General features: G+C 70.4%; 19 protein-coding genes and 2 pseudogenes. 7 read left to right on the top strand and 14 right to left on the bottom strand.

The features are described from left to right. Nucleotides 1-4 precede the first annotated feature (4 nt). The gene (locus QUE47_RS07775) at nt 5-466 is read right to left on the bottom strand and encodes an Lrp/AsnC family transcriptional regulator (RefSeq protein ID WP_286219285.1); all 462 of its coding nucleotides are present in this window, start codon (nt 464-466) and stop codon (nt 5-7) included. Between the two features lie 102 nt (nt 467-568). Here QUE47_RS07775 and QUE47_RS07770 point away from each other — a divergent pair, with 102 nt between their 5' ends. Together QUE47_RS07770 and QUE47_RS07765 are read left to right on the top strand one after the other, a co-directional pair. Further along, complete coding sequence (locus tag QUE47_RS07770; RefSeq protein ID WP_286219284.1) at nt 569-1333, top strand: thiamine pyrophosphate-binding protein; 765 nt, start codon at nt 569-571, stop codon at nt 1331-1333. A gap of 47 nt (nt 1334-1380) precedes the next feature. Next, nucleotides 1381-2349: a thiamine pyrophosphate-dependent enzyme gene (locus QUE47_RS07765; protein ID WP_286219283.1), complete on the top strand. Its 969-nt coding sequence runs from the start codon at nt 1381-1383 to the stop codon at nt 2347-2349. 121 nt (nt 2350-2470) lie between these two features. On the opposite strand, the gene QUE47_RS07760 is transcribed toward QUE47_RS07765, so the two are convergent. Continuing rightward, entirely contained in the window at nt 2471-3292 is an 822-nt protein-coding gene (locus QUE47_RS07760; RefSeq protein WP_286219282.1) for an ABC transporter permease, read from the bottom strand. After that, nucleotides 3289-4416 carry an ATP-binding cassette domain-containing protein gene (locus QUE47_RS07755; RefSeq protein WP_286219281.1) on the bottom strand — a complete coding sequence of 376 codons (1128 nt, stop codon included), beginning with the start codon at nt 4414-4416 and terminating at the stop codon, nt 3289-3291. The genes QUE47_RS07760 and QUE47_RS07755 overlap by 4 nt, the downstream gene beginning before the upstream one ends. Before the next feature lie 186 nt (nt 4417-4602). Here QUE47_RS07755 and QUE47_RS07750 point away from each other — a divergent pair, with 186 nt between their 5' ends. After that, a complete protein-coding gene (locus tag QUE47_RS07750) occupies nt 4603-5298 on the top strand; it encodes an SDR family oxidoreductase (RefSeq protein ID WP_286219280.1) in 696 nt (231 codons plus the stop codon). 102 nt (nt 5299-5400) lie between these two features. On the opposite strand, the gene QUE47_RS07745 is transcribed toward QUE47_RS07750, so the two are convergent. The 7 genes and pseudogenes from QUE47_RS07745 to QUE47_RS07715 all read right to left on the bottom strand — a co-directional run bounded on the left by QUE47_RS07745 (nt 5401) and on the right by QUE47_RS07715 (nt 13302). Next, entirely contained in the window at nt 5401-8268 is a 2868-nt protein-coding gene (locus tag QUE47_RS07745) for an LPXTG cell wall anchor domain-containing protein (protein WP_286219279.1), read from the bottom strand. After that, nucleotides 8265-8741: a hypothetical protein gene (locus tag QUE47_RS07740; RefSeq protein WP_286219278.1), complete on the bottom strand. Its 477-nt coding sequence runs from the start codon at nt 8739-8741 to the stop codon at nt 8265-8267. Before QUE47_RS07740 ends, QUE47_RS07745 begins: the two co-directional genes overlap by 4 nt. Before the next feature lie 381 nt (nt 8742-9122). Next, nucleotides 9123-10127, bottom strand: a complete 1005-nt coding sequence (locus QUE47_RS07735; protein ID WP_350227705.1) for a GmrSD restriction endonuclease domain-containing protein — start codon at nt 10125-10127, stop codon at nt 9123-9125. A gap of 331 nt (nt 10128-10458) precedes the next feature. Further along, nucleotides 10459-10902 (bottom strand): DoxX family protein, encoded by a 444-nt coding sequence (locus QUE47_RS07730; protein ID WP_286219276.1) that lies wholly within the window; start codon nt 10900-10902, stop codon nt 10459-10461. A gap of 78 nt (nt 10903-10980) precedes the next feature. Then, nucleotides 10981-11402: pseudogene (locus QUE47_RS07725) on the bottom strand (ChaB family protein). Nucleotides 11403-11803: 401 nt separating this feature from the next. Next, nucleotides 11804-12325: a hypothetical protein gene (locus tag QUE47_RS07720; protein WP_286219275.1), complete on the bottom strand. Its 522-nt coding sequence runs from the start codon at nt 12323-12325 to the stop codon at nt 11804-11806. A gap of 440 nt (nt 12326-12765) precedes the next feature. Beyond that, nucleotides 12766-13302, bottom strand: coding sequence for a hypothetical protein (locus QUE47_RS07715; protein ID WP_286219274.1), 537 nt, complete (start codon nt 13300-13302; stop codon nt 12766-12768). A gap of 44 nt (nt 13303-13346) precedes the next feature. Here QUE47_RS07715 and QUE47_RS07710 point away from each other — a divergent pair, with 44 nt between their 5' ends. After that, nucleotides 13347-13520: a hypothetical protein gene (locus QUE47_RS07710; protein ID WP_286219273.1), complete on the top strand. Its 174-nt coding sequence runs from the start codon at nt 13347-13349 to the stop codon at nt 13518-13520. 31 nt (nt 13521-13551) lie between these two features. Continuing rightward, entirely contained in the window at nt 13552-14361 is an 810-nt protein-coding gene (locus QUE47_RS07705; protein WP_286219272.1) for a hypothetical protein, read from the top strand. A 22-nt stretch (nt 14362-14383) separates the two neighbouring features. On the opposite strand, the gene QUE47_RS07700 is transcribed toward QUE47_RS07705, so the two are convergent. Together QUE47_RS07700 and QUE47_RS07695 are read right to left on the bottom strand one after the other, a co-directional pair. Next, a complete protein-coding gene (locus QUE47_RS07700; RefSeq protein ID WP_286219271.1) occupies nt 14384-14920 on the bottom strand; it encodes an O-acetyl-ADP-ribose deacetylase in 537 nt (178 codons plus the stop codon). 104 nt (nt 14921-15024) lie between these two features. After that, on the bottom strand, nt 15025-16695 hold the full coding sequence (locus tag QUE47_RS07695; protein WP_286219270.1) for a peroxidase family protein: 1671 nt from the start codon (nt 16693-16695) through the stop codon (nt 15025-15027). A 570-nt stretch (nt 16696-17265) separates the two neighbouring features. Between QUE47_RS07695 and QUE47_RS07690 the strand changes: the two genes are divergently transcribed. Beyond that, nucleotides 17266-18576 (top strand): DUF6318 family protein, encoded by a 1311-nt coding sequence (locus QUE47_RS07690; protein ID WP_286219269.1) that lies wholly within the window; start codon nt 17266-17268, stop codon nt 18574-18576. Nucleotides 18577-18768: 192 nt separating this feature from the next. Next, a pseudogene (locus QUE47_RS07685) lies at nt 18769-19989 on the top strand (hemolysin family protein); the annotation flags it as partial. A gap of 170 nt (nt 19990-20159) precedes the next feature. On the opposite strand, the gene QUE47_RS07680 reads toward QUE47_RS07685, so the two are convergent. Then, entirely contained in the window at nt 20160-21113 is a 954-nt protein-coding gene (locus tag QUE47_RS07680; RefSeq protein ID WP_286219268.1) for a 1-phosphofructokinase family hexose kinase, read from the bottom strand. Further along, on the bottom strand, nt 21110-22084 hold the full coding sequence (locus QUE47_RS07675; RefSeq protein WP_286219267.1) for a carbohydrate kinase family protein: 975 nt from the start codon (nt 22082-22084) through the stop codon (nt 21110-21112). The genes QUE47_RS07680 and QUE47_RS07675 overlap by 4 nt, the downstream gene beginning before the upstream one ends. Nucleotides 22085-22089 lie beyond the last annotated feature (5 nt).

Below are 22089 nucleotides of genomic sequence, written 5' to 3'. Positions count from 1 at the left end.
GAAGTCAGCCGGGCAGGACCAGCTGGTCCAGCCGTCGCGCCACCAGGTCGCGCAGCACGATCCGCGTCGACGTGCGTCGGACGCCGCGGCACCGGGTGATCTGCTGGGTCACGTCGTAGACGTGGTCGGCGTCGCGGGCGACGATCTCGACCATCAGGTCGGAGTCGCCGGACGTGCCGGCGACCTCGACCACCTGCGGGATCTGCCGCATGTCCGCGATCATCCCGTCGAACTCCGCCTGGTCGACCTCGGCCGTGACGAACGCGCGCATCGGGTGGCCGAGCGCAGCCGGTCGCACCCGGACCGAGTGCGGTGCGAGGACGTCGGCCGACGCCAGCCGCTCCAGTCTCGCGTGGACCGTCCCGCGGGCGAGGCCGAGCTCTCGCGCGATCCACAGCACCGTCGCGCGCGGGTCCCGGTCCAGGGCGGCGACGATGCGCCGGTCGGTCTCGTCGAGGGTGAGCACGATGCCCAGCCTATGCCGCGCCGTCCGACATCGGTTGACCATTCTGTCCGCTAGTCATCGAGCCGATGGCGCAGGATGTCCACCTCGTTGTCTCATGGGTGCATGTCTGTGCCTCCTCCCTCCCCCGACGACCGCCTGACCGTCGGCCAGTACCTCGGCCGCCGCCTCGCCCAGCTCGGGATCGGCCACGTGTTCGGCCTGCCCGGCGACTTCAACCTGGCACTGCTCGACGAGATGCTCTCGGTCGAGGACCTCGCGTGGATCGGCACGACGAACGAGCTCAACGGCGCCTACGCCGCGGACGGGTACGCCCGCGTCCGCCGCGGCACGGCCGCACTCGTCACGACCTACGGCGTCGGCGAGCTGTCGGCGATCAACGGGACCGCCGGCTCCTACTCCGAGGACGTGCCGGTCGTCCACGTCGTCGGCATGCCGACCACGGCCGCACAGTCGGACGGGACGCTGCTGCACCACACCCTCGTCGACGGGGACTTCGAGCACTTCGTCCGAGCGGCCCGCGAGGTCAGCGCGGAAGCCGTCGTCGTCAAGCACCGGGCGGCCGCCTCGACGATCGACCGCGCGCTGCTGACCGCGCTCAACACATCGAAGCCCGTCTACATCGGCGTCCCGGTCGACGTCGCGACGTCGACCGTCTCGGCCCTCTCGCTCATCCGGCCGCTGCGCCGCTCCGTCTCGGACCCCGAGCACCTCGCCGCGCTGCAGTCGGCGCTGTGGCGCGCGCTCGACCACGGGACGGGCGAGCACAGCGAGCCGTCGGACGGGACCGGCAACGAAGCCGCAGACGCCGCAGCTGCCGTGGGCGCCTCAAGCACCGCCGGGGGAGCGTCCGCGGCCACGGCGAGGTGACCGTCCTCGCCGGCCCCCGCATCCACCGGCGGCGACTGGAGCGGACGATGGCGTCGATCGCCTCGCGCCCCGGCGTCGCGATCGCGACCCAGATGGCGTCGAAGGCGCTGCTCGACGAGTCCCACCCGGCAAACCTCGGGGTCTACGCCGGCAAGCAGTCGGACTCCGACGCGACCCGCGACCGGGTCGACACCGCGCCGACGCTGATCCTGGCGGGCGTCGTGATGTCCGACTTCCTCACCGGCTTCTTCACGCACGAGTTCGACCCGGCCGCCGCGATCGAGCTCGGTATCGACGAGGCGCGGGTCGGCGACGACATCTTCTACGACGTCCACCTCCAGGACTCGCTGCGGCTCGTCGACGAGATCCTGGCGATGCGCGGGGAGCGCGCCGCCCTGCCGCCGGCCACGCCGCCGGTCCCCGAGGTGCTTGCCCTCGACCGCCGGGTGCCGGTCACGCACGAGGAGCTCTGGCCGACGCTGAGCGCGTGGCTGCGGCCCGGCACGACGGTCGTCGCCGAGGCGGGCACGGCGTTCTACGGCGCCGTCGGCATGAACCTCCCCGACGACTGCGAGCTGCTCGGCCAGCCGGTGTGGTCGTCGATCGGGTACACCCTGCCGGCGACGCTGGGCGCGATGCTCGCGGCGCCTGGCCGGGACACTGTCCTGGTGATCGGCGACGGCTCGGCGCAGCTCACGATCTCCGAGCTCGGCACGATCCTGGCTCGAGGGCTCGCACCGACGATCCTGCTCATCGACAACGCCGGGTACACCGTCGAACGGCTGATCCGCAGTCCTGACGCCGTGTACCAGGACATCACCGCGTGGGACTGGACGGCGCTGCCGGCCGCCCTGGGCGCCCCGGACACGTTCGTCGCCAAGGCGTCGACGCTCGTGGACCTCGACCTCGCGCTCGCCGCGGCGCGCGCGCAGGACGGCGCGGCCCTGATCCACGTGACGATCGATCGGGACGACGCCCCGCCCCTGCTGGCGCGGATCGCGTCGGGTCTGAACTGAGAGAGCGCACTCGCTGACCCGTCCGCGAGGTATCACCGGCACCGCGACCTGTCGCCGGGTCCCGCGCTCGAACGGCCCACGTGAGCGCTCGAACGTCCTATCCCTGCGGGGGCCTGCCCGCTCAGCCCCGCGCGGTCCGCCCGCGCAGCGCCCGGAACGCCACGAAGAAGCTCACTGCGCCGAGCCCGAGGATCGCGGCCGCGCCCTGGAGCAGCGCCGTCGCGTCCCAGCCTGTCATGATGAGCGACCGCAGCGCCGCGAGCAGGTAGGTCACCGGGTTGTAGTCGGCGATGGTCGCGAGCCAGCCGGTCAGCGCCTCCTGCGGCAGGAACGTCGTCGTGAGGAACGCGAACGGGAAGAACAGCAGGAAGCTGGAGTTGACCGCCGCAGGGTTGCCGGTGCGCAGCGCGATCGCGTAGGGGAAACCGGTGAACGCCAGCCCCCAGGCGCCGGCCATCAGCAGGAAGAGCAGCACGCCCGCGATCCCCGTCTCGAACGTGACCCCGAGGGCGAAGCCCAGGATCAGCACCGGGACGCTCAGGGCGATGACGAGCGCTAGGTCGGCCACCATCAGCCCCAGGAGCAGCGCCGTACGGTGCACCGGGGACACGAGCAGCCGGTCGAAGTAGCCGTCGGTGATGTCGGTGACCAGCGCGCTCGCCCGCGAGACGCCCGTGACCGCGAAGACGATCGCGACGGGGATCTGGAACGCCTTGAAGTCGTCCACGCCTGTCGCACCCGCGATGTCGCCGAGGGCGCCGACGTTGACCACGAAGAAGAACAGCGGGATCACGAGGGCAGGGATGATCGCCTCGGGCTCGCGCGGGATCTGCCGCAGCGCGCGCAACGCCACGGATCCCAGGTCGCGCCAGAACCCTGCAGGCCGCCCGACGATGCCCGTCTCAGCGGTCTCCGCGTGTGCCGCCTGCTCGCGAGTGCTCATGACTCGTCCTCCTCGGACTTGCTGTGCCGACCGTGCGCGGTGCCGCTGCCGGGGCGCCGGGAGTCGTCGTGGTCCTTGTCCTTGCCGGTCGGCTCAGGTGCGTCGCTGGACTGCCGGTGGGGCGCGTGGGCGGCGTCGGATCGCTGCTCGGCACCCTCGTCAGGACCGTCACCGGAGTCCGAGCCCTCGATCCGCTTGCCCGTGACGTCGAAGAACACGTCGTCCAGCGTCGGCCTGCGTAGCGAGAGCTCGTGGACGTCGATCCCGGCCCCCGACAGAGCGACGGCGACCGGGCTGAGGGCGCGGGCGCCGTCGTCCACCGAGATGGTGAGCCTCGAGCCCTCGATCTGGACCTCCCCGGCGCCCTCCACCTGGGCGAGGGTCGTTTCGGCCCCCTCGACGTCCCCCTCGTCGACCTCGACCACCACGAGGTCCGTGCCGATCGACTTCTTGAGCTCGGTGGGCGGCCCCTCGGCGACGATCTTCCCGTCCGCGATGATGCCGACGCGGTCGGCGAGCTCGTCGGCCTCCTCGAGGTACTGGGTCGTGAGGAAGACGGTCATGCCGAGCTCCTTGTTGAGCCGACGGACCTCGGCCCACACGTCGGCCCGGCTCGTCGGGTCGAGACCCGTCGTGGGCTCGTCGAGGAACAGCACCTCGGGGTTGTGCACCAGCGCCATCGCGAGGTCGAGGCGTCGCCTCATGCCGCCGGAGTAGGTCGCGACCCGCTGGTCGAGCGCAGGGCCGATGTCGATCAGGTCGCGCAGGTCCGCGAGCCGTCGGTCGGTCTCCTTGCGGGAAAGACCGTAGAACCTGCCCTGCAGGCGCAGCAGCTCGACGCCGGTCTGCTTGTCGTCGAGCGCGGACTCCTGCAACGCCACCCCGATGCGCAACCGCACCGCGGTCGCTTCCCGGTCGACGTCGTGGCCCGCCACGGTCGCGCGCCCCGAGGTCGGGTTCAGGAGCGTCACGAGGACCCTGGTGAGCGTCGACTTCCCGGCACCATTGGGGCCGAGAAACCCGTAGATCTCCCCGGACGCCACCTCGAGATCGACCTCGTCGAGCGCGACCTTGTCGCCGAACTTCTTGGTGATGCCCTCGGCGTGGATCGCCGGTCCGTCCATCGTCACCCTCCGTCGTCGCCGCTGCCGTGCGGAAGGCATCAGTGTCGCGGGAGCCACCGACACCCGCGCGTCCACAGCCCTGTTCGCTCAGGGCGTTCCCCGATCGACGGCCCGCAGGTGGCGTGCGCTGCACCGACCGGGCACCGTGGAGAGCAGTCCCGTCCCACGAACCACGGAGGTATCACCATGGCGAAGATCGCTCTCATCGGCGCGCACGGCAAGGTCGGCCAGCTCAGCATCCCCGTCCTGGTGGGGCGCGGCCACGAGGTGAGCGCCGTCGTCCGCTCCCAGGACCAGTTCAGCGAGATGTCGGACGCCGGAGCGACACCCGTGCTCCTCGACGTCGCCTCGGCGAGCGAGGACGAGATGGCCGAGGCGCTGGCGGGGCACGACGTCGTCGTGTGGTCCGCGGGCGCGGGCGGCAAGGGCGGCGCCGACACGACGTACGCCGTCGACCGCGATGCGGCGATCCGTTCCATGGACGCGGCGGAGCGAGCGGGAACGAACCGCTACGTGATGGTGTCGTTCATCAGCGCGGTCCACGACCACGGGGTCCCGGAGGACAACTCGTTCTTCGCGTACGCCGACGCGAAGGTCACGGCCGACGACCACCTGCGAGAGAGCGGCCTCGAGTGGACCATCCTCGGTCCGGGCACCCTCACCGAGGACGACCCGTCGGGTGCGATCACGGTGCTGCGCGAGGGCGCTCCGGTCCCGGAGGACACGAGCACGTCGCGCGCCAACGTCGCGACGGTGATCGCGGAGGTCGTCGGGCGCCCGCTGACCGCCGGCAAGTTCCTCCGGTTCACCGACGGCGACGGAGTCATCGAGGAGGCCGTGCACGAGGCCGAGGGCACCGACGCCGGAATGCGACCGAAGTAGGCACACGGAGAACGCCTCGAAACACCGACGGCCCCGCACCTCCCTGAGGAGGTGCGGGGCCGTCGTCCGTCACCGCTTCACGCGCGGCACCGAGCTCTCAGGTCAGGCGCGGCGCCGCGCCCACAGCAGACCGCTGCCGAGGGCGACGAGGAATGCCGCCCCGATGGCGAGCAGCGCCGAGTCCGAGCCGGTCTGCGGGAGTGCCGCACTGGTCACGACGACCGTCTCACCGTCCGCGGCGTCGGCCGAGGTGTCCGTCGCCGTGACCGTGTTGGACACGGTCTCCGCGCCGGTCACGACGACGTCGCTCGAACCCGCAGCATCGTTCTCGTCAGCAACGGTGTCGTCGGACGGCGCCGCGGGGGCGGCGCCGCTCACCGGCGGCTGGGCGTCGGCCGGGTAGGCCAGGTCGACCGCGAGCTCGGGGTTGACCATGAGCTTCGCCGAGATGTCGCCGAGCGTCCACGCGAAGCCCTCGTCGGTCTTGACCCACACGCCGTCGGAGTCCTGGGTCCAGCCCGGCCAGGCCGACGGGGACGCGGAGGCGCCGGGCCAGAGGATCTCGCCCGAGAGGTGGCCATCGACGAGGTCACCGAGCTCGATCTTCTCGGTGTTCGTCCCGTCGGTGATCTCGAGGTAGACCGTCTGGCTCGCGGAGCGTGCGCCCGGGTCGGTGAGCGTCACGTCGAAGACGATCCACGGGAGCCCGTCGACAGCCTTCGTCGTGACCGAGGAACCGTCGAGCGTGAGGACGGAGTCGCCGTCCGGCACGTCGCACCCGGTGGCCTCGTCCAGAGTGAAGTCCTTGTTCAGGAGGTTCTTGAAGGCGCGGTTGCCGTCGACCGTGAGCTTGTACCAGCCCGCACCGAGCTCGGGCGAGGTGATCGTGATCGACTCGCCGGCGGCGAGCTCGACGTGCTGGTACACCGCGGTCTTGAAGTTGTCGCCGGAGACCGTGGTGCCGTCGGCCAGGTAGTACGTCTCCTGGTCGCCGCCGGTGCCGTCACCGAGCTCCTTGAGCCGGACGTCGGTGCTGATCGGGTCGACACCCGCCGTGATCACGTAGCTCAGCGTCCCCGACGCGTCGCACGTCGGCTGGGCGGCCGTCACGGTCGAGGCCGGGTCCTCGGCGATCGCGGGAGCGGTGTGGAGGACGAAGTCGACCGTGGTCGTGTTGCCCGCGACGTCGTGGGCGACGAGCGTGTTGTCACCCTCGACCGCGCCGAACGTGCCCGGCTTCACGTAGTTGACGTCCGACCACGCGTTGTTCGAGAGGTCCTTCTCGACGCCGTTGAGGACGACCTTGTCGATCATCGTGTTGTCGTGGAGCTTGAACGACACGAGGGAGTAGACGCCGTCGGCGCCGACCGTGAAGCTCTCGCCGTCCTTGACGGTGACCTCAGGTCCGGTGGTGTCGACGATCACCGGGAACGTCGTCGACGTCCGGTTGCCGGCCAGGTCCACCGAGGTGATCTTCACCTGGCTGCGAACACCTTCGACGAGGTCCGCACCGTTCACGGTGAACGAGAACTCGTTGACGCCCTCGAAGCGCTGCCCCGAGGTCTTCTTCCACTTGCCGTCGTCACCGATCTGGTTGAACTCGACGTAGACCCAGTCCGGGTGCAGCTCGACCTGCGACAGGTCGAACGTGCGCTCGCCTGCGCCGACGTACTGGTCGCCGGCCGGGACCGAGATCACCGGGAGGGTCACGTCGAGGACGAACTCGACCTCGGTGGCGTTCCCGAGCGCGTCGTAGGCGACGAGCGTGTTGTCGCCCTCGACAGCGCCGAAGGTGCCGGGCTTGACGTAGTTGACGTCGGACCAGACGTTGTCGGTCAGGTCCTTCTCGGTGCCGTTGAGGACGACCTTGTCGACCTTCGAGCCGTCGTGGAGCTTGTACGACACGAGCGAGTAGATGTCGTCCGACCCGACCGTGTAGGACGCGCCGTTCTTCACGGTGACCTCGGGGCCGGTGGTGTCGAGGACGAACTCGACCGTGGTCCGGTTCCCCGCGACGTCGAGCACGACGAGCGTGTTCTTGCCCTCGACCGCACCGAACGTGCCGGGCTTGACGAAGTTGAGGTCGGACCAGACGTTGTTCCCCAGGTCCTTGACCTTGCCGTTGAGCTCGGCCTTGTCGATCTTGCCGGCATCGTTGAGCTTGAAGGACACCAGGGAGTAGCGGCCGTCCGCGCCGTTCGTGAAGCTCGCACCGTCCTTGACGGTGACCTTCGGGGCGACGGTGTCGAGCGTGAACTCGACCGTGGTCTCGTTGCCGAGCGCGTCGTAGGCGACGAGCGTGTTGGCGCCCTCGACCGCGCCGAACGTCCCGGGCTTGACGCCGTTCAGGTCCGACCACTCGTTGTCGGTGAGATCCTTCTCGGTGCCGTTGAGGACGACCTTGTCGACCTTCGAGCCGTCGTGGAGCTTGTAGCTCACGGTGCTGAAGACCGGGTCGCTGCCGACCGACTCGTCCTTCACGGTGACCTTCGGGCCCGTCGTGTCGAGGACGAAATCGACCGTCGTGGTGTTGCCCGCGACGTCGTAGGCGACGAGCGCGTTCTTGCCCTCGACCGCACCGAGCGCGCCCGGCTTCACGCCGTTGACGTCGGACCACGTGGCGTCGGTCAGGTTCTTCTCGACACCGTTGATCTCGACCTTGTCGATCTTGCCGGCGTCGTACAGCTTGAAGCTCACGGACCGGTAGCGGCCGTCGGCGCCGTCGGACGAGTCCTTGACCGTGACGGTCGGCGCGGTGGTGTCGGCCGGAGCTGCGGCCGTGCACTCGTTCTCGTTCGTCGAGAAGGTGCCCTTCGAGCCGCCCTCCCAGTAGATCTTCGCGCCGCCCACGGGCGACGTCAGCGCATGGTAGGTGCGGACGCCGTCAGCCGGCATCGTCCCTTCCAGGATGTTGCTGCCACCGCCGACGCGGATCCACCACGGCGTCTCGACGCTCGACTGCTGGATCACCTGGACGACGTAGTCCCCGCGGAGAACTCCTGCCCGGTCGGCACGTTCTCGACCGGCCCGTCCTGCGCGACCTTGCAGACGAACCCTGCGTTCAGCTTCGGGGCCACGGTCGTCTCGACCTGCGGCTGCACCGCGGCGGCGCGCGGGGCGGCAGCGGGCGCCGGCTGCTCGGCCGGAGCCTGCTCCTCGGCGGGCGCGGGCTCCTCGGCGGGGGCGGCCTCCTCGGCGGGCTCGGGCTCGGGCTCGTCCGCTGCCGGCTCGGCCTCGGGCTCGGCGGCCTCGTCGACCGCGGCCGCGCTGCCGATGGCGCTGACGACGTCGGCGTCAGGCGTCTCGGTCTGGGCGACCTCCTGCTCCGAGGCGTCCGCCGCGGCGTCGTCCGCGAAGGCGGGCGCTGCGCCGAGGGTGCCGGCGAGCACCAGCGACGCCGCGAGAGCGGTCGCGAGCGGCGCCTTGAACTTCGTGTGCTTCATTGCTGTGGGCCTTGTCTCCGCGGGGCACGCGGGGTCGGGTCCGGAAATCGATCTCCGGGTGGTGCTACAGGTGTCGCTGCGTTGCGGCAGACGTAGGTCGATCGCGTTGCGGTGTCAGTTCTCCTGCGAGCTGGCCCACTGCGCGACGCTCGACCGGAGCGGCATGCGGTCTTGCCTCACGGCAAGGTGTTTCGGACAACTTAAACGAGTCACGCGCCGCACCACAACAGGCAGGACTGCGCGGGAGGGCCGTATTTGCAACGATCCCGGAACCATAGTGACGTGGATCACAGCAAGTTCACCCGCTCTCGTGCTGCACTACCGCGCGCTACCGACAGCATCGTGACGGTCGGTCATCTCACGCGGTCTCGCCGGCGGCACCTACTCGCAGCCGACGCCGTCCTTGTCCCGGTCGAGCTTCGTCGAGTAGCCCGGGTCGCCGACCCGGATCGGGTCGGCCCCGGCAGCCCTCACCGCGTCGCAGTTCTGGTAAAAGACAGACCCTCCCGAGCCGTCGGACGACGTCGCCGCGCCCCCGCCGGCAGGCTCGGCCGGTTCCGGCGCTGCCTCGTCCTCGGCCTCGACCGATGCGTCGCGGGTCGCGTGGGGGTCGGTGATCGTCGCGGCGTCCGCGCTGGTGGGTAGGGGCTCGTCCGGGCATGTCGTCAGCACGCGCGTCATCGCGTCACGCTCGGCGGTCGTCACCCACAGGTCATAGCTCTGCTTCACCGCGACCTGCCGCGCCACGTACGTGCAGCGGAACGCCTTGTTCGGCGGCAACCACGTCGCCGTGTCGCCGTCACCCTTGGACATGTTGAGCGGGCCGTCCGACGCGAGCAGGTTCAGCGGGTCGTTGGCGAGCTCTCGGCGTTCGTCGGCGCTCAGCTGCTGCGCGCCCTTCTGCCAGGCGTCGCTCAGCGCGACGACGTGGTCGATCTGCACGGCGGTCGACGTCGTCTGCCCGCGCTGGAACGCGATGGTCCCGCCCCCGTACGGGTCGACGAGCACGCCGGTCAGGACGACGCAGTCGTGCGTCCCGGCCTTGTAGGTCCGCTCGGTGAGGTCGCGGGTCAGTATGTCGTTGCGGGTGTCGCACCCGTTGCGGTCGACGTCCGCCCAGGCCGGGCCGAACTCGTCGCGGTCGTAGCCCGTCTTCGGGGCGCGCCCCTTCACGGCGAGGGTCGCGATGGCCGCGAGCGCCGTCCCCGGGCTCGCCTTCTCGGCGTCGTCGGACGGCGGCTCTTCCTCAGGAGTCTCGGTCGCGCTGGGTTCCGGGTCGGGGGTGGCGGACGGCGTCGCGCTCGCCGAGGGTGTCGGGTCGCCGCTCGACGTGGGCGAAGCGGAGGGCGCGGCGGAGGCCTCGGCCGCGGCTGCGTCGTCCGACACCGCTGACCCTGGGACGCTGATGCCGACCGCCACGACGGTGGCGACCAGCACTCCCCGGCGACCGCACCCGAGGCGCCGCGGCCCATGCGCCCCCACCAGGTGCGGGCGGTGATGATCCCCACGCTGCGGAGAGCGCGAGGTAGAGGCCGGCAACGAACAGCGCGGCGGTGAGACCGCCGAGTGCGCCCAGCGCGGTGACGACGACCAGGCCGACGAGACCGATCCAGAAGGTCGGGCGGCTGGTCAGCGGTCGGTGGTTCGGCACGAGCGAATCATCCCACCCGAGTCGCTCTGCTCAGCGCCGGCGTCGGCCAAGGCGGAGCCCGTCGCGTCAGTCGCGGACGGCCTTCCGCACCGCGGCGAACGCCCCCGTCGACCACAGCGCGAGCGCGACAAGGACGGGCTGGAAGAACAGGCGAGTGAGCCGCTTGGCGTCGGTGTCGAGACCGAACCCGTCCTTTTGCTCGAGCCACTGGGCGACGTTGCCGGGGAAGATCACGACGAAGAACGCGGCGGCGATCAGACCGACCGCGACCTGCCACCGCCGCAGCACCACCAGCGAGGCGCCGAGCGCGATCTCGACGACCCCCGAGCCGAGCACGGTGACGTCGGTATCGATCGGGAACCAGCTCGGGACCTGCGCCTGGAACTCCTGCCGTGCGACGGTCAGGTGCGTGATCCCGGCCCCGACGAGCCCGAGGCCGAGGGCGACGCGCGCGATCGTCCGGGGCCGCGACGTCCGAGGAGAGGGGCGGGTGAGCACGGAGAGGTCCATCAGTGGATCCTCCCCCAGATCAGACTGCCTGTGGGCGGCGGGTGCGCGCCTGCTGTGCTGCGATTGCCCGAGGAATGCTCACTCCCGCGCGCGCCGCGAAGCGCGGTCGTTGGCGCGCTGGATCGCGTCTACGAGCTCATCCTTGTTCATCGTCGAGCGGCCATCGACGTCCAACCGCCGCGCGACCTCGAGCAGGTGCTCCTTGGTCCCGTTGGCATCGACGCCGCCGGCAGACTCCCCGGACCATCGAGCCCGCCGACTTCCGCACGATCGTCGGACGGGCCCGGCTCGTCCTTCTCCTCCCAGTGGTCGCCGACCTTCTCGTGCATGCGCTTCAGCGCCGCGAAGGCCGTGCGGTTCGCGCGCGCCTCGTCGCCGTACTGCTCCATCGCCGAGTCGTACGTCTGGGCGTAGGTGCGCTGCGCCTTCTCGTCGGAGCGCTCAAGCGTGCTCGGGATCTCGCTCTGCTTCGCGTCGCCGGAGCGGTTCGTCTTCGGCATGGTCGTATCCCTTCCCTGGCCACCTGGCGGGCGTCTCCGGGCCCGGCCGAGTCGCTGTCGGACGGCGCGGCGCGGGCTCTCGTCGGAGCGTAGGCACGGTGGAGGCGACTGGCGTGGTGACGAGTATCGCGACACCGGCAACAGTTGGAATGTATCGGCTAGTTCTGCCTCGGCATCGACTCGTGGTGCGACGCCGCCGGAACGCTCACCGCTCCCACGTCGAACAGCACAACCCTCAAGCCCATGCCCCTCGTCCATTGCGTCGTCATCACCGTGGCGTTGCCGCGGACGATGTCTCCGCCGTTGGCGGCGCAACGCTCCTCGACGCCTCGTCCGCAAGCGCCCGCGGGTGTGTCACCGCTGCTCGTTGCCTTCGATCTGTCGACCGTGCCAGGCGTCCCTCAAGCGCGGGTCACCGCGCGCGAGCGAGGCCAGGTGTTGGACTGGGTCGCACCATCGGCATCGAGGAAGGTGACAGCTCCCCGCACCGACCGCAGCCAGCCTCCGTCGACGTAGGTGGCTTCGAGTCGACGCTCCCACGTGCGCGTTGCGCCACCACGGAGGACCGAATGCTCGAGCGACAAGCGGTCCGTCGCTACCTCGCGACGACCGTCGAAGCGGACTCGGCGGACTTCGAACGGCAGGTGTAGCACAATCTCGACACTGTCGATCGGGAGCCGTCCGGGATTGTGCAGCGTGAACCCAACCAGCCAGACTGCGGTGCCGTCCCGCCCAGGTCCTGCCGGCGACTCGAGAAACTCCCAAGAGACGGACACGCCCTCGGTCTCGAGCCTGCGTGCGTGCGCCTGTTCCCTGCGGAGATGGACGATCTGCACACCAGCGAAGACGGCAGCGGCCACCGTCGCGGCCCCGGTGACAATGCCAATGATGTCTGAAGTTGTCACCGCGAGATCATCATCCACGATCGCACAGATTCCTAGGAGGCGCGCCGGTGAATTTGCGCCATACCCCTCCTGGCCGACCTCCGCGATCAGCGCTCGAGGCGCCACCAGCACGAGCAACGACCGCGCCCGCGACGTCCCCGTGGAGAGCACTTTGCGGGCCCGCTTGGCATACCGATACCCAATTGCCGACGAGCACCACCGCCCGCCCCAGCCCATAGTCCCGAGCTTGTGCCCAAGAACCACGTCGTCCCCGCGCAAGAGATCCCAGCACGCCGCGTGGGCATTGCCACGACGCCGGCAGTCTCCCCGGGGTCCCTCGAGCCCGCCAGTTTCCGCACGATCGTCGGACAGCACGGCTCTCGTCGAAGAGTAGGCCGGGTGGGGCGTGACCGGCGCGTCAGGCCCCATGCTCTGACTTGCTCCGCCGCGAACGCAGGTCTCGCGTCTTCCAAAGATCCTCAGATCTGCAGCGCGCCCGCTGTCAGAGCGCGCTCCCTGAGAATCGCGGCCAGTTCCTTGATGTCCTGCGTTCGCGAGCCAGGAGCCTGGCTGGTGCGCCCGTCGAAGAGACCGGTCGCGAACCACCCGTCGTCGACGGGAAGTCCCATCCGCGGCGAAAGGTCCGAGAACAGCTTGCGCATTCGTCGGTCGCCGGACGGACTCACCACGGGAGAGCCGGTCGCGCTGTCCACCGCGACGTCGTAGTACGCACCGGCGAGCGCGCGAATGATCGTCGGCGACGCCAGCAAGCTGTTCCCCCGGAGAGCGACGGGGCGGAGTTCACCGTTCGCGATCAGCCGTAGGTCGGCGAACTCCTGACTCAGCGCTCCGAAGAAGCTCTCCGACACCCGTCGGATCGCTTCTTCGTCGGCCGCACGTTCCCTCGGCGCAGTCATGGTCTTCCCAAGACCGAGCGCCAAGGTGGTGACGACGTCAATCAGATTCTTGCCCGAGATCCAGTTCTCGTTGGCTCCACGGACCGTGTCGATCTCCATCTCCACGTTGTCCTTCAAGAGCGGCTCACGAGAAGGACTCTCTCGTGGGCGGCTACCCCGTCGACGTCGAACTCCGGCAGACGCAGGCCGAGGTGCACGACAGCAGCGGGCGCCTGGTCCGTTCAACTGCCGGCTCGACGAGCAAGATTGGGGTCGACACGGCCTTCGATGGCGACTCCTGGCGAGTGATCGCGGTCGGCAATGCTGAAGATCGCTAGCGCAGCCGCAGTCCTCGTGGTGATGGTCCAAGTGACAGCGTCGGAAGACGCTGGTGGCCCATTAGACCTCGGCGGCGTGGCCGACGGAAATGAGTTTCGCCTGGTCGCCGAAGCCCCAGCGCCAGAACGGTCAAAGCCCGAATCTGCAGCGCAGCTCGTCGACTATCGCAGGCTGGCCGACGGGATCTGCGTACCCACCGACGAGACGGCTGTCCTCGGCGACGACTGCGCTGCGTCCCGCACCACCCAGGGTGGCGAGGCCGACTGCCCCACCGAGGCGCAGACCCTCGAACCTCTCTACACACGCACCCGCGACTCGGCCGACGACCCGTGGTCGCCATGGACCCTCGTCGAGGCCGGCACCTGCCTGACCGCCGCCGACCTCGCCCCCGAGATGGAACGCGAGTTCCAGACTCTTCCGATCACCCCGCCCGCGATGACGGTCCAGCCGCCCTCGGGATGGACCCTCGTGCACTTCGACACGATCGCCTACACCGAACCCGCCGACGCGACAGCGCAGACCTTCGACATCACCCTGCTCGGCGTCCCCGTCGAGGTGCGTGCGGAGTCGTCCGAGTTCACGTTCGACTTCGGCGACGGCTCCACACCCGTCGTCACGACCGACCCGGGAGCGCCGTACCCGGACCAGACGGTCACGCACTCCTACTCGGACGTCGGCCGGCGGACCATCAGCCTCTCCACGACCTGGACGGGGCAGTTCCGCATCGTCGGGACCCCCACGTGGAGCGACATCACCGGCACCGCGGAGACCACGACCACAGCCCCGCCGATCGACGTCCTCCAAGCCCAGTCGCGCCTCGTCGAGTCCACCCTCGACTGACCAGCACGGAGCAGCAAATGCGTCAGCACCCCTGCCGCAGCGCAGCGTCGAAAGCGTCCTCCAGCCGCTCCGAGAACAGCACGAACCGCACCTCGTCGACTTCCCCCAGACGCCCGACCACCCACCCGCGGACGGCCTCCACCGCGACCCGCGCCACGTCGTCCGCCGCCCACCCGTACACGCCGGCGCTGACCGCCGGGAAGGCGACGGACCGCGCCCCCACCTCCACAGCGACGTCCAGCGACCGCGTGAAGCACGAGGCGAGCAGCGCTGGGTCGGTTTCGCCCGCGTGCCGGTTCGGCCCGACGGTGTGCACCACCCAGCGCGCCGGGAGGTCGAAGGCCGGGGTCGCGACGGCGTCTCCCACCGGGAGCCCGTCCGGGAGGGTCGAGGCACGCAAGGAACGGCAGGCGGCGAGCAGGCGCGGACCGGCGGCACGTTGGATCGAGCCGTCCACCCCTCCCCCACCGAGCAGGCTCGAGTTGGCGGCGTTGACGATCGCGTCGACCGCGACGGTCGTGAGGTCGCCGCGCTCGGCAGTGATACGAGTTCCACCCATCCCCCGACCGTAGCCACAGCGCGCCGCCAGGCACCCGGGGCACCGGTCGCCGTCCGACACCCGGGCGCCGGACGGCGACCAGCCGCACGCTCCAGCCGGACGCGTCACCCGACGAACCGGGCCAGCTGGCTCATGGTCCGGATCTCGTCGACGGACGTCATCGCAGGGGCGGTAAAGCGCAGCGGCCCGCTGGACTTGTCCGTACCGTCGGGCGCGAGCGCGACCCGCTCGGCCTGGATCTCGGCGACGACGGCGACCGTCTCCGCCTCCCGGTCGAACCCGCCCGGCCCGGGCGCCGCAGCAGCAGCCTGGAGACGACTCTCGACGATCGAGCCGAGGATCGTCTCGGCCACGATCAGCCCGCCGACGGCCCCGAGCTGCGGGCCGCCGCCGAACGCCTCCGCCTCCTTGAGGACGTAGTACCAGAGCGGCGTCTGCCACTGCAGGTGCGCGGCGAGGTCGAGCACCTCCGGACGGGAGCCGAACACGTCGGCGGGGAACAGCACGTCGCTGCCGACCTGCGGCACGTACCCGTACACGGTCGCGAGCTCGGCGGCGGCCTCCTGACCGGTGGGCAGCCCGAAGTCCACGCCCCGACGCAGGTTGCGCTCGGCGAGCGACACCGGCGGCTCGCCGATCGACGGCGGCGGGAGCCGGAACACCGACCGCGGCAGCATCCCGTCGATGCGTCGGCCGTGCTGCGGCACGGTGCCCGTGATCCGGAAGAAGTGCTTCCAGTCGACATGGAAGTCGAACCCGTCGCCGCCCGTGAGACTCGAGTTCCCGCGCAGGTCGTGCGGGTCGTCGCTGGTCGCGAAGAGCCGGGCGCCCGCACCGCTGCGCAGCAGATAGCCGTCCCGCAGCTGGGAGTGCCCCAGCCGGAACACCGCGTGGGAGAACTCCACGGGCATCGCGACGGTGGCGTCCACGACATCGTCCGGCATGCCGAGGCCCGTCAGGGCCGCCCGGCACCGCGCGTTCATGCGCTGGTAGCAGGTGGTCCGGTCGGCGAGCGCCGCGAGGACGGCGTCGATGTGCTCCGCCTGGACGATCCGCGGCAGGTAGTCGTGGATCACGATGCGCTGGTAGGCGGCGACGACGGCGTCCTTCGTCTGCCGGAACAGCGGTCCCGTGGGGCCCGCCTGCTCGGGCGGTTCGGACGCGTGCGCCTGGTGCAGGAGGTTGTGCAGCCGTTCGAAGAGCATGTGCACCTGGACGACGAGCTTGTTCTCGTCGTTGCGCGGGTCGGCGATGAGGCGGCCGTTGGCGTGCTGCTTGCCACGCTCGAGGTCCGGGCCGTCGGGCGTATCGACGAGGCGGAACATGCCGTGCTCGTCGAACAGGTCGGCCTGCGGCGTGCCGAGCAGGCCGTAGACCGAGTCGAGGTCGAGACGCCCGGTCCGGCCGTTCGTCGTCGTCATCGATCGCAGCCCGTCAGCGGCGAGCGGGGTGTCCTCCAGGACCCGCTGCCGGCGGGAGATCGTGGGGTTCTCGTGCGCGATCGCGAAGTCCTCGGCCACGACGCGGAACTCGGTGAGGTCGTGGTCGACGAACTGCCCGAGGAACGTGAACCCTGCCGGGTTCGTCTGCGCCGTCGGTTGCGCCGGGGCGGGCTCGGCCTCCTGCATGGGCCCGAGCGCCCCGGCGAGCATGGAGAGGCAATAGCTCGAGTACTCGTGGGCGTGCGCCGAGAACAGCCGGCCGAACGGCGAGACGAGCGCTTGCGGTGTGAAGGCGTCGGCCCCGACGACCGGGACCCATCCGTGGTGTGCCATGGGAGCTCCTGGATGACGCGCGAGGCGCTGCCGGACGGCGGCGTCACCGGGAGAGAGGGGGCTCAGGTCGCGTGTGATGCATCCGGGGTCCGGATTCGTGCGGCGTTTCCAGAGTTGCGCGATCGCCGGGCCAGAACGCCGGGCGGCGGATCTCTGACCACTCGCGGCCAAGACGGGTCATGCCTCGGGCCTCCGTCCACAGGTTTGCGGCGCCCACCCCACCGGCGAGCGGGTTTCGCTACGGTCGAGGCTGCTCACCACGTCAGGGGGAAATCGGTGAACAGTTCGTCGAGCGTGCGGCAGGGGGATCGTGACCCCGGTCCGGGTGTCGGACGGCGCAGCGCGGCCTGGGCAGTTGCGTGCGCTGTGGTGGTCGGGCTCGCTGCGTGCGGCGACGGTGACGTGGGGGCAGATGCTGGTGCAGCATCACCCGGTACTGAACTCCCGGCGACGCCGACCGCAGAGGCGACAAGCACCCCGGAGCCAACGCCAGAGCCGACACGCACCCCCACACCCGAGCCGACCACAGAATCCGATGACGACCCGGCGAGACCCGAACGTCCCGCTGCGATGGACTTCGCCGACGAACGCGGCGCCGAAGCCGCCGCCGTCTACTTCCTTGCCCTGTACCCCTACGTCATGGCGACGGGAGACACCGCGGAATGGGACGCGATGAGCTTCACCGAGACGTGTGACTTCTGCGTCGAGGTGGTTGACGACGCCAAGGAGATCAGGACTGCCGGAAACTCCTTCGTAGGAGGCGGGCTGGCGCTCTCCGACATCCAGGTTCACGAGCAAGACACGCTAATCGGCGGCTACCCCGTAACGGCCAGATACGTGCAGGCCGTTTCGATTGAAGGCTCTCGTGCTGGCGCCCCTATGAAAGAGACCCCTCGTCAGCGGGCTACCTACAAGTCGACACACTCCACACTGGCGATCGATGGCGTGTGCTTGCTGTCGGAGCAGACGTCGATGACGAGCATGGCTAGTTCGACACGCGCGGCACTAGTCGTGGTTGTGACTACCTCGCTCATCCTCACCTGGGTGACCGGTGTCACGGCCACCAACGCCGCGGCCGATGAACACCGTGATCGCTCCCTCTTCGGAACGGCTTCAGGAAGCCAGATGTCGATGGAGTACAAGGTGCCGGCGCGACGTGGGCAAGCAACCAGAAGTGAACCTCAAAGTCCGACCCTCACGGACTTTCGTCGAGTGCCTGAGGCCCTGTGCTCCCCGCTCGACACCACCTCGCACCTGCGCGACGACTGCGACGTCACGCGCGAGAGCGAGGGCGGGGCCCCCGAGTGTGCGATCGACGAGCTCGCCCGCGACCCGCTCTTCACCCGCAGCCGCGAGAGCGTCGACCATCCATGGGGACCCTGGACACCCGTGCGAGCCGGTAGGTGCCTGACCGCCGCTGACCTCGCCCCCGAGATGGAGCGCGAGTTCCGGGCCCTGCCGATCACCCCGCCGACGATGACGGTGCAGCCGCCGTCGGGGTGGACCCTCGTGCACTTCGACACGATCGCCTACACCGAATCCGCCGACGCGACAGCGCAGACCTTCGACATCTCCCTGCTCGGGGTCCCCGTCGAAGTGCGTGCCGAGTCGTCCGAGTTCGCGTTCGACTTCGGAGACGGCTCCGCACCCGTCGTCACGACCGACCCGGGGGCGCCATACCCGGACCAGACGGTCACGCACTCCTACTCGGACGTCGGCCGGCGGACCATCAGCCTCTCCACGACCTGGACCGGGCAGTTCCGCATCGCCGGGACCCCCACGTGGAGCGACATCACGGGCACCGCCGAGACCACCTCCGTCGCTCCGCCGATCGACGTCGTCGAGGCTCGCTCGCGGCTCGTGGGTTCCACCCTCGACTGACCACCACAAGCCTGTGCGGCTACAGCGACGTACCGAACTTGCCAACCAGCACCCGACCTCAGAAAATTGCCCGGTGAACGACTCCGATCATCCGACGGCCGACCCGGCTCACGCCGCCTCGGCCCGCCCCAGCACGACACTCCCGGCGCTCCCGCTGACGCACGCCGTGACCCAGCACCCGGCCACGAACCGATGAGCGCCTGGGCCAGCCTCGGACTCGTCCTCGTGTTCATCGTGGTCGGCGGCATCTTCGCCGGCACCGAGATCGCCCTCATCTCCCTGCGCGAGAGCCAGCTCCGCGGCCTCGAGCAGCGCAGCGCGCGCGGCGCGCGGGTCGCCGCCGTGGCGCGCGACCCCAACCGGTTCCTCGCCGCGGTGCAGATCGGCGTCACGGTCGCGGGCTTCTTCTCGGCCGCCTACGGCGCTGCCGCGCTCGCACCTGTCGTGGCGCCGTGGCTCGAGAACCTCGGCCTCTCGGCCGCGGCGGCGGACTCCACGGCGCTGATCGGCCTCACCCTGTTCGTCGCCTACCTGTCGCTGGTGCTCGGCGAGCTGGTCCCGAAACGGCTGGCGCTCCAGCGGTCGACGGCGGTCTCCCTGATCGTCGCGCCGCCGCTCGACCGCTTCGCGACCCTCGTCCGTCCCGTCATCTGGCTGCTGTCCCGCTCGACGAACGCCGTCGTCCGGCTGCTCGGCGGCGACCCGCGCGCCACCGAGGAGGCGATGACGGACGAGGAGGTGCGCGACGTCGTCCTGGGCCACCAGACCCTCCCGGAGGACGAGCGCAAGATCATGGCCGACGTGCTCGAGGCCGGGAGCCGGAGCCTGACCGAGGTCATGCGCCCGCGCGGGGAGGTCTCGTTCGTCGACGCGGACCGCACTGTGGCCCAGGCCGTCGAGGCGGTCCGCGAGCGCCCCTGGTCCCGCTACCCGGTGATCGGCGAGAGCTTCGACGACGTCCTCGGGTTCGTGCACGTGCGCGACCTTCTCGAGGCCGTCACGTCGCCGGACGGTGCCGGCCCGGAAGCGACCGTGGCCGACGTCATGCGTGAGGTCCTGTTCCTCCCGGGGACGAACGGCGCCATCCCGTCCATCACCCTGCTCCGGCGCGCCGGCGTCCACATCGCCGTGGTCCTCGACGAGTACGGCGGGACCGACGGCATCGTGACGCTGGAGGACCTCGTCGAGGAGCTCGTCGGCGAGATCCGCGACGAGTACGACCCGGCCGAGGAGGAGTCCGCGACGGGCGAGGGCCCGGGCGTCACCCTCGTCGACGCGCGGATCACCATCGAGGAGTTCGCCGAGCGGTGCGGCGTAGAGCTGCCGGAAGGCCCGTACGAGACGGTCGGCGGGTTCGTCGTCGCGCGGCTGAGCCGGTTGGCGAAGGTCGGGGACGTCGTCGAGGCGTCGGAGGACGCACGCATCGAGGTCCGCGAGGTCGGCAAGCGCCGGGTGCTCCGGGTCGCGGTACACAGCGGGGCTTCGGGGGCCGAGGCGGGGGCGGCTCACGTCGCTGAGCGGACGCCGTCACAGAGCGATCGAGAATTCGATCGCCGCGCACTGCACGGTCGACCGCTGCGCTCCTATTGGCCCAAGGACCGAGCCGGGGTAGGGAGGGCCAGCAGCGTGATCTCGACCTCGCGCATCAGCTCTTCGGCGGTCGAGACGTCGAAGGCCGCCGTCCCCGGGACGAGGGCGTTCGCCGTCGCGAACGCCGTCGCACGGCGCAACGCGTCCGGAAGGGACTCTCCCCGGTCGAGTCCGGTCACGAGGCCGCCGAGGAACGTGTCGCCGCTACCCACCGGGAACGACCCGATCGGCCCACGCAACGACGCCCGATAGGCCTCGCCTCCGGCGGCGGCCACAGCCCCGTCCACACCGTCCGTGACGACGACGACGCCGTCCGTCAGGGCGACGAGCCCCCGCACCATGGCCAGGAGGTCCCCGTCCGCGTCGACTCCCAGCAGCTCGGCAGCCTCGGAGCGATTGACCTTCACGAGGTCGGGTCGCTGGGACATGGCGGCCGCGAGCGCCGGGCCGTGACTGTCGACGGCCGCGCGGACACCGACCGCGCGGAGTCTCTCCAGAACACGAGCAAGGGCGTCGGTGCCGAGCGATGTCGGCAGCCCGCCGGAGATCATGCACCACCCGGTGCCACGGTCCGCGGCCGAGGCCAGCTCGTGCAGGACCGTCTCGAAGGCCTGACGCGGGACCGGCGTCGGCTCCTCGTAGATCTCGGTGAGGTCTCCCGTGTCCCGGGCGAGGATCGAGATACAGGTACGGGTGGCTACGACGCCCGGAACCTCGGTGAGCTCGACTCCGGCGGAGCGCGCGCCCGCAGCGACCTCCGCACCCGTCGGGCCCGCGAGCACCGCGACCGCTGCCACCGAGGCGCCCATCGTCGCGGCCGCCCTGGCGGCGTTCAGGGCCTTGCCTCCTGCGGCACGGCGGACGTCCAGCGGTCGCTGGATCCCCGACAGCGCGTCGACGACGTACGTCACGTCCAGCGACGGACTGAGCGCCACGGTCAGGATCACCGTGCCACTCCCCGGGTCGAGAGCGCAGCGTCGATCTCGTCGGCGGTCGCCTGACGGCCCGTGCCACCCGAGCCACGTGTCGACAGCGAACCGGCCGCCGTCGCCCAGCGCAGGCGCTCTCTCTCGTCCTCGATGCCACGGGCGAACGCGGCGAGGTAGCCGGCGTCGAAGCTGTCACCGGCGCCTGTCGTATCGACGACGTCCACCGCGAGCCCCGGTGCATCCGACCTGGTTCCGGCGGAGTCGACCGACCAACCGCCATCCGCCCCCGCCTTGACGACCACGCACGGCCCGTGCGCCGCGATCGCCGCGGCGATGTCGCAGTCCTCACCACCGGGTTCCGCGAGGACGCGTCCGCCGATCGCCCTCAGCTCCTCCAGGTTGGGCAGCAGATGGTCCACGTGCGGGAGGAGGTCAGCGACACCGTCCCAACGCTCCGCCGGGTCCCAGTTCGTGTCGAGGCTGACGGTCGCTCCCGCCGCGCGGACGCCTGCGAGGATCGACGGGAGGTCGGCCGCCAAGGTGGGCTGCAAGAAGTAGGACGCCACATGGACGTGCGCGGGGTCGACGTCCGCGAACGCAGCACGGACGGCGTCTGCGGTCAACGTGGGGATCGTCCCGGGGATCGTGAGGATCGCCCGATCCTCGGGGGTCGAGAGGATCACCGAGAGCCCCGACGGGGTCTGTGGATCGACCTCGACCCGGCTGACGTCGACACCCGCAGCGCGCAGCTCGGCAAGGACGAACCGCCCGAAGACGTCTTCCCCCACGCGAGCGACCAGCGCCGTCGGGATCCCCAACCGCGCCAGTCCGCACGCCATGATGCTCGCGCTGCCGCCCAGGACCAGGTCCCCCGAGTCGACCAGCTTCTCGGCCTGCCCGAACTGCGGGACGACGTCGCCCCGCAGGATCAGGTCCGCGTTGGCGTCCCCGACGACCAGAACCTTTGCCGGGCTAGCGGTAGAAGTCATGCTCA

The organism is Paraoerskovia sediminicola (assembly GCF_030296575.1).
In the GTDB taxonomy this organism is placed as follows: Bacteria; Actinomycetota; Actinomycetes; order Actinomycetales; family Cellulomonadaceae; genus Paraoerskovia; species Paraoerskovia sediminicola.
Note: the sequence above shows the minus strand (reverse complement) of the source record. Positions and strands in the feature narration are given on the sequence as shown.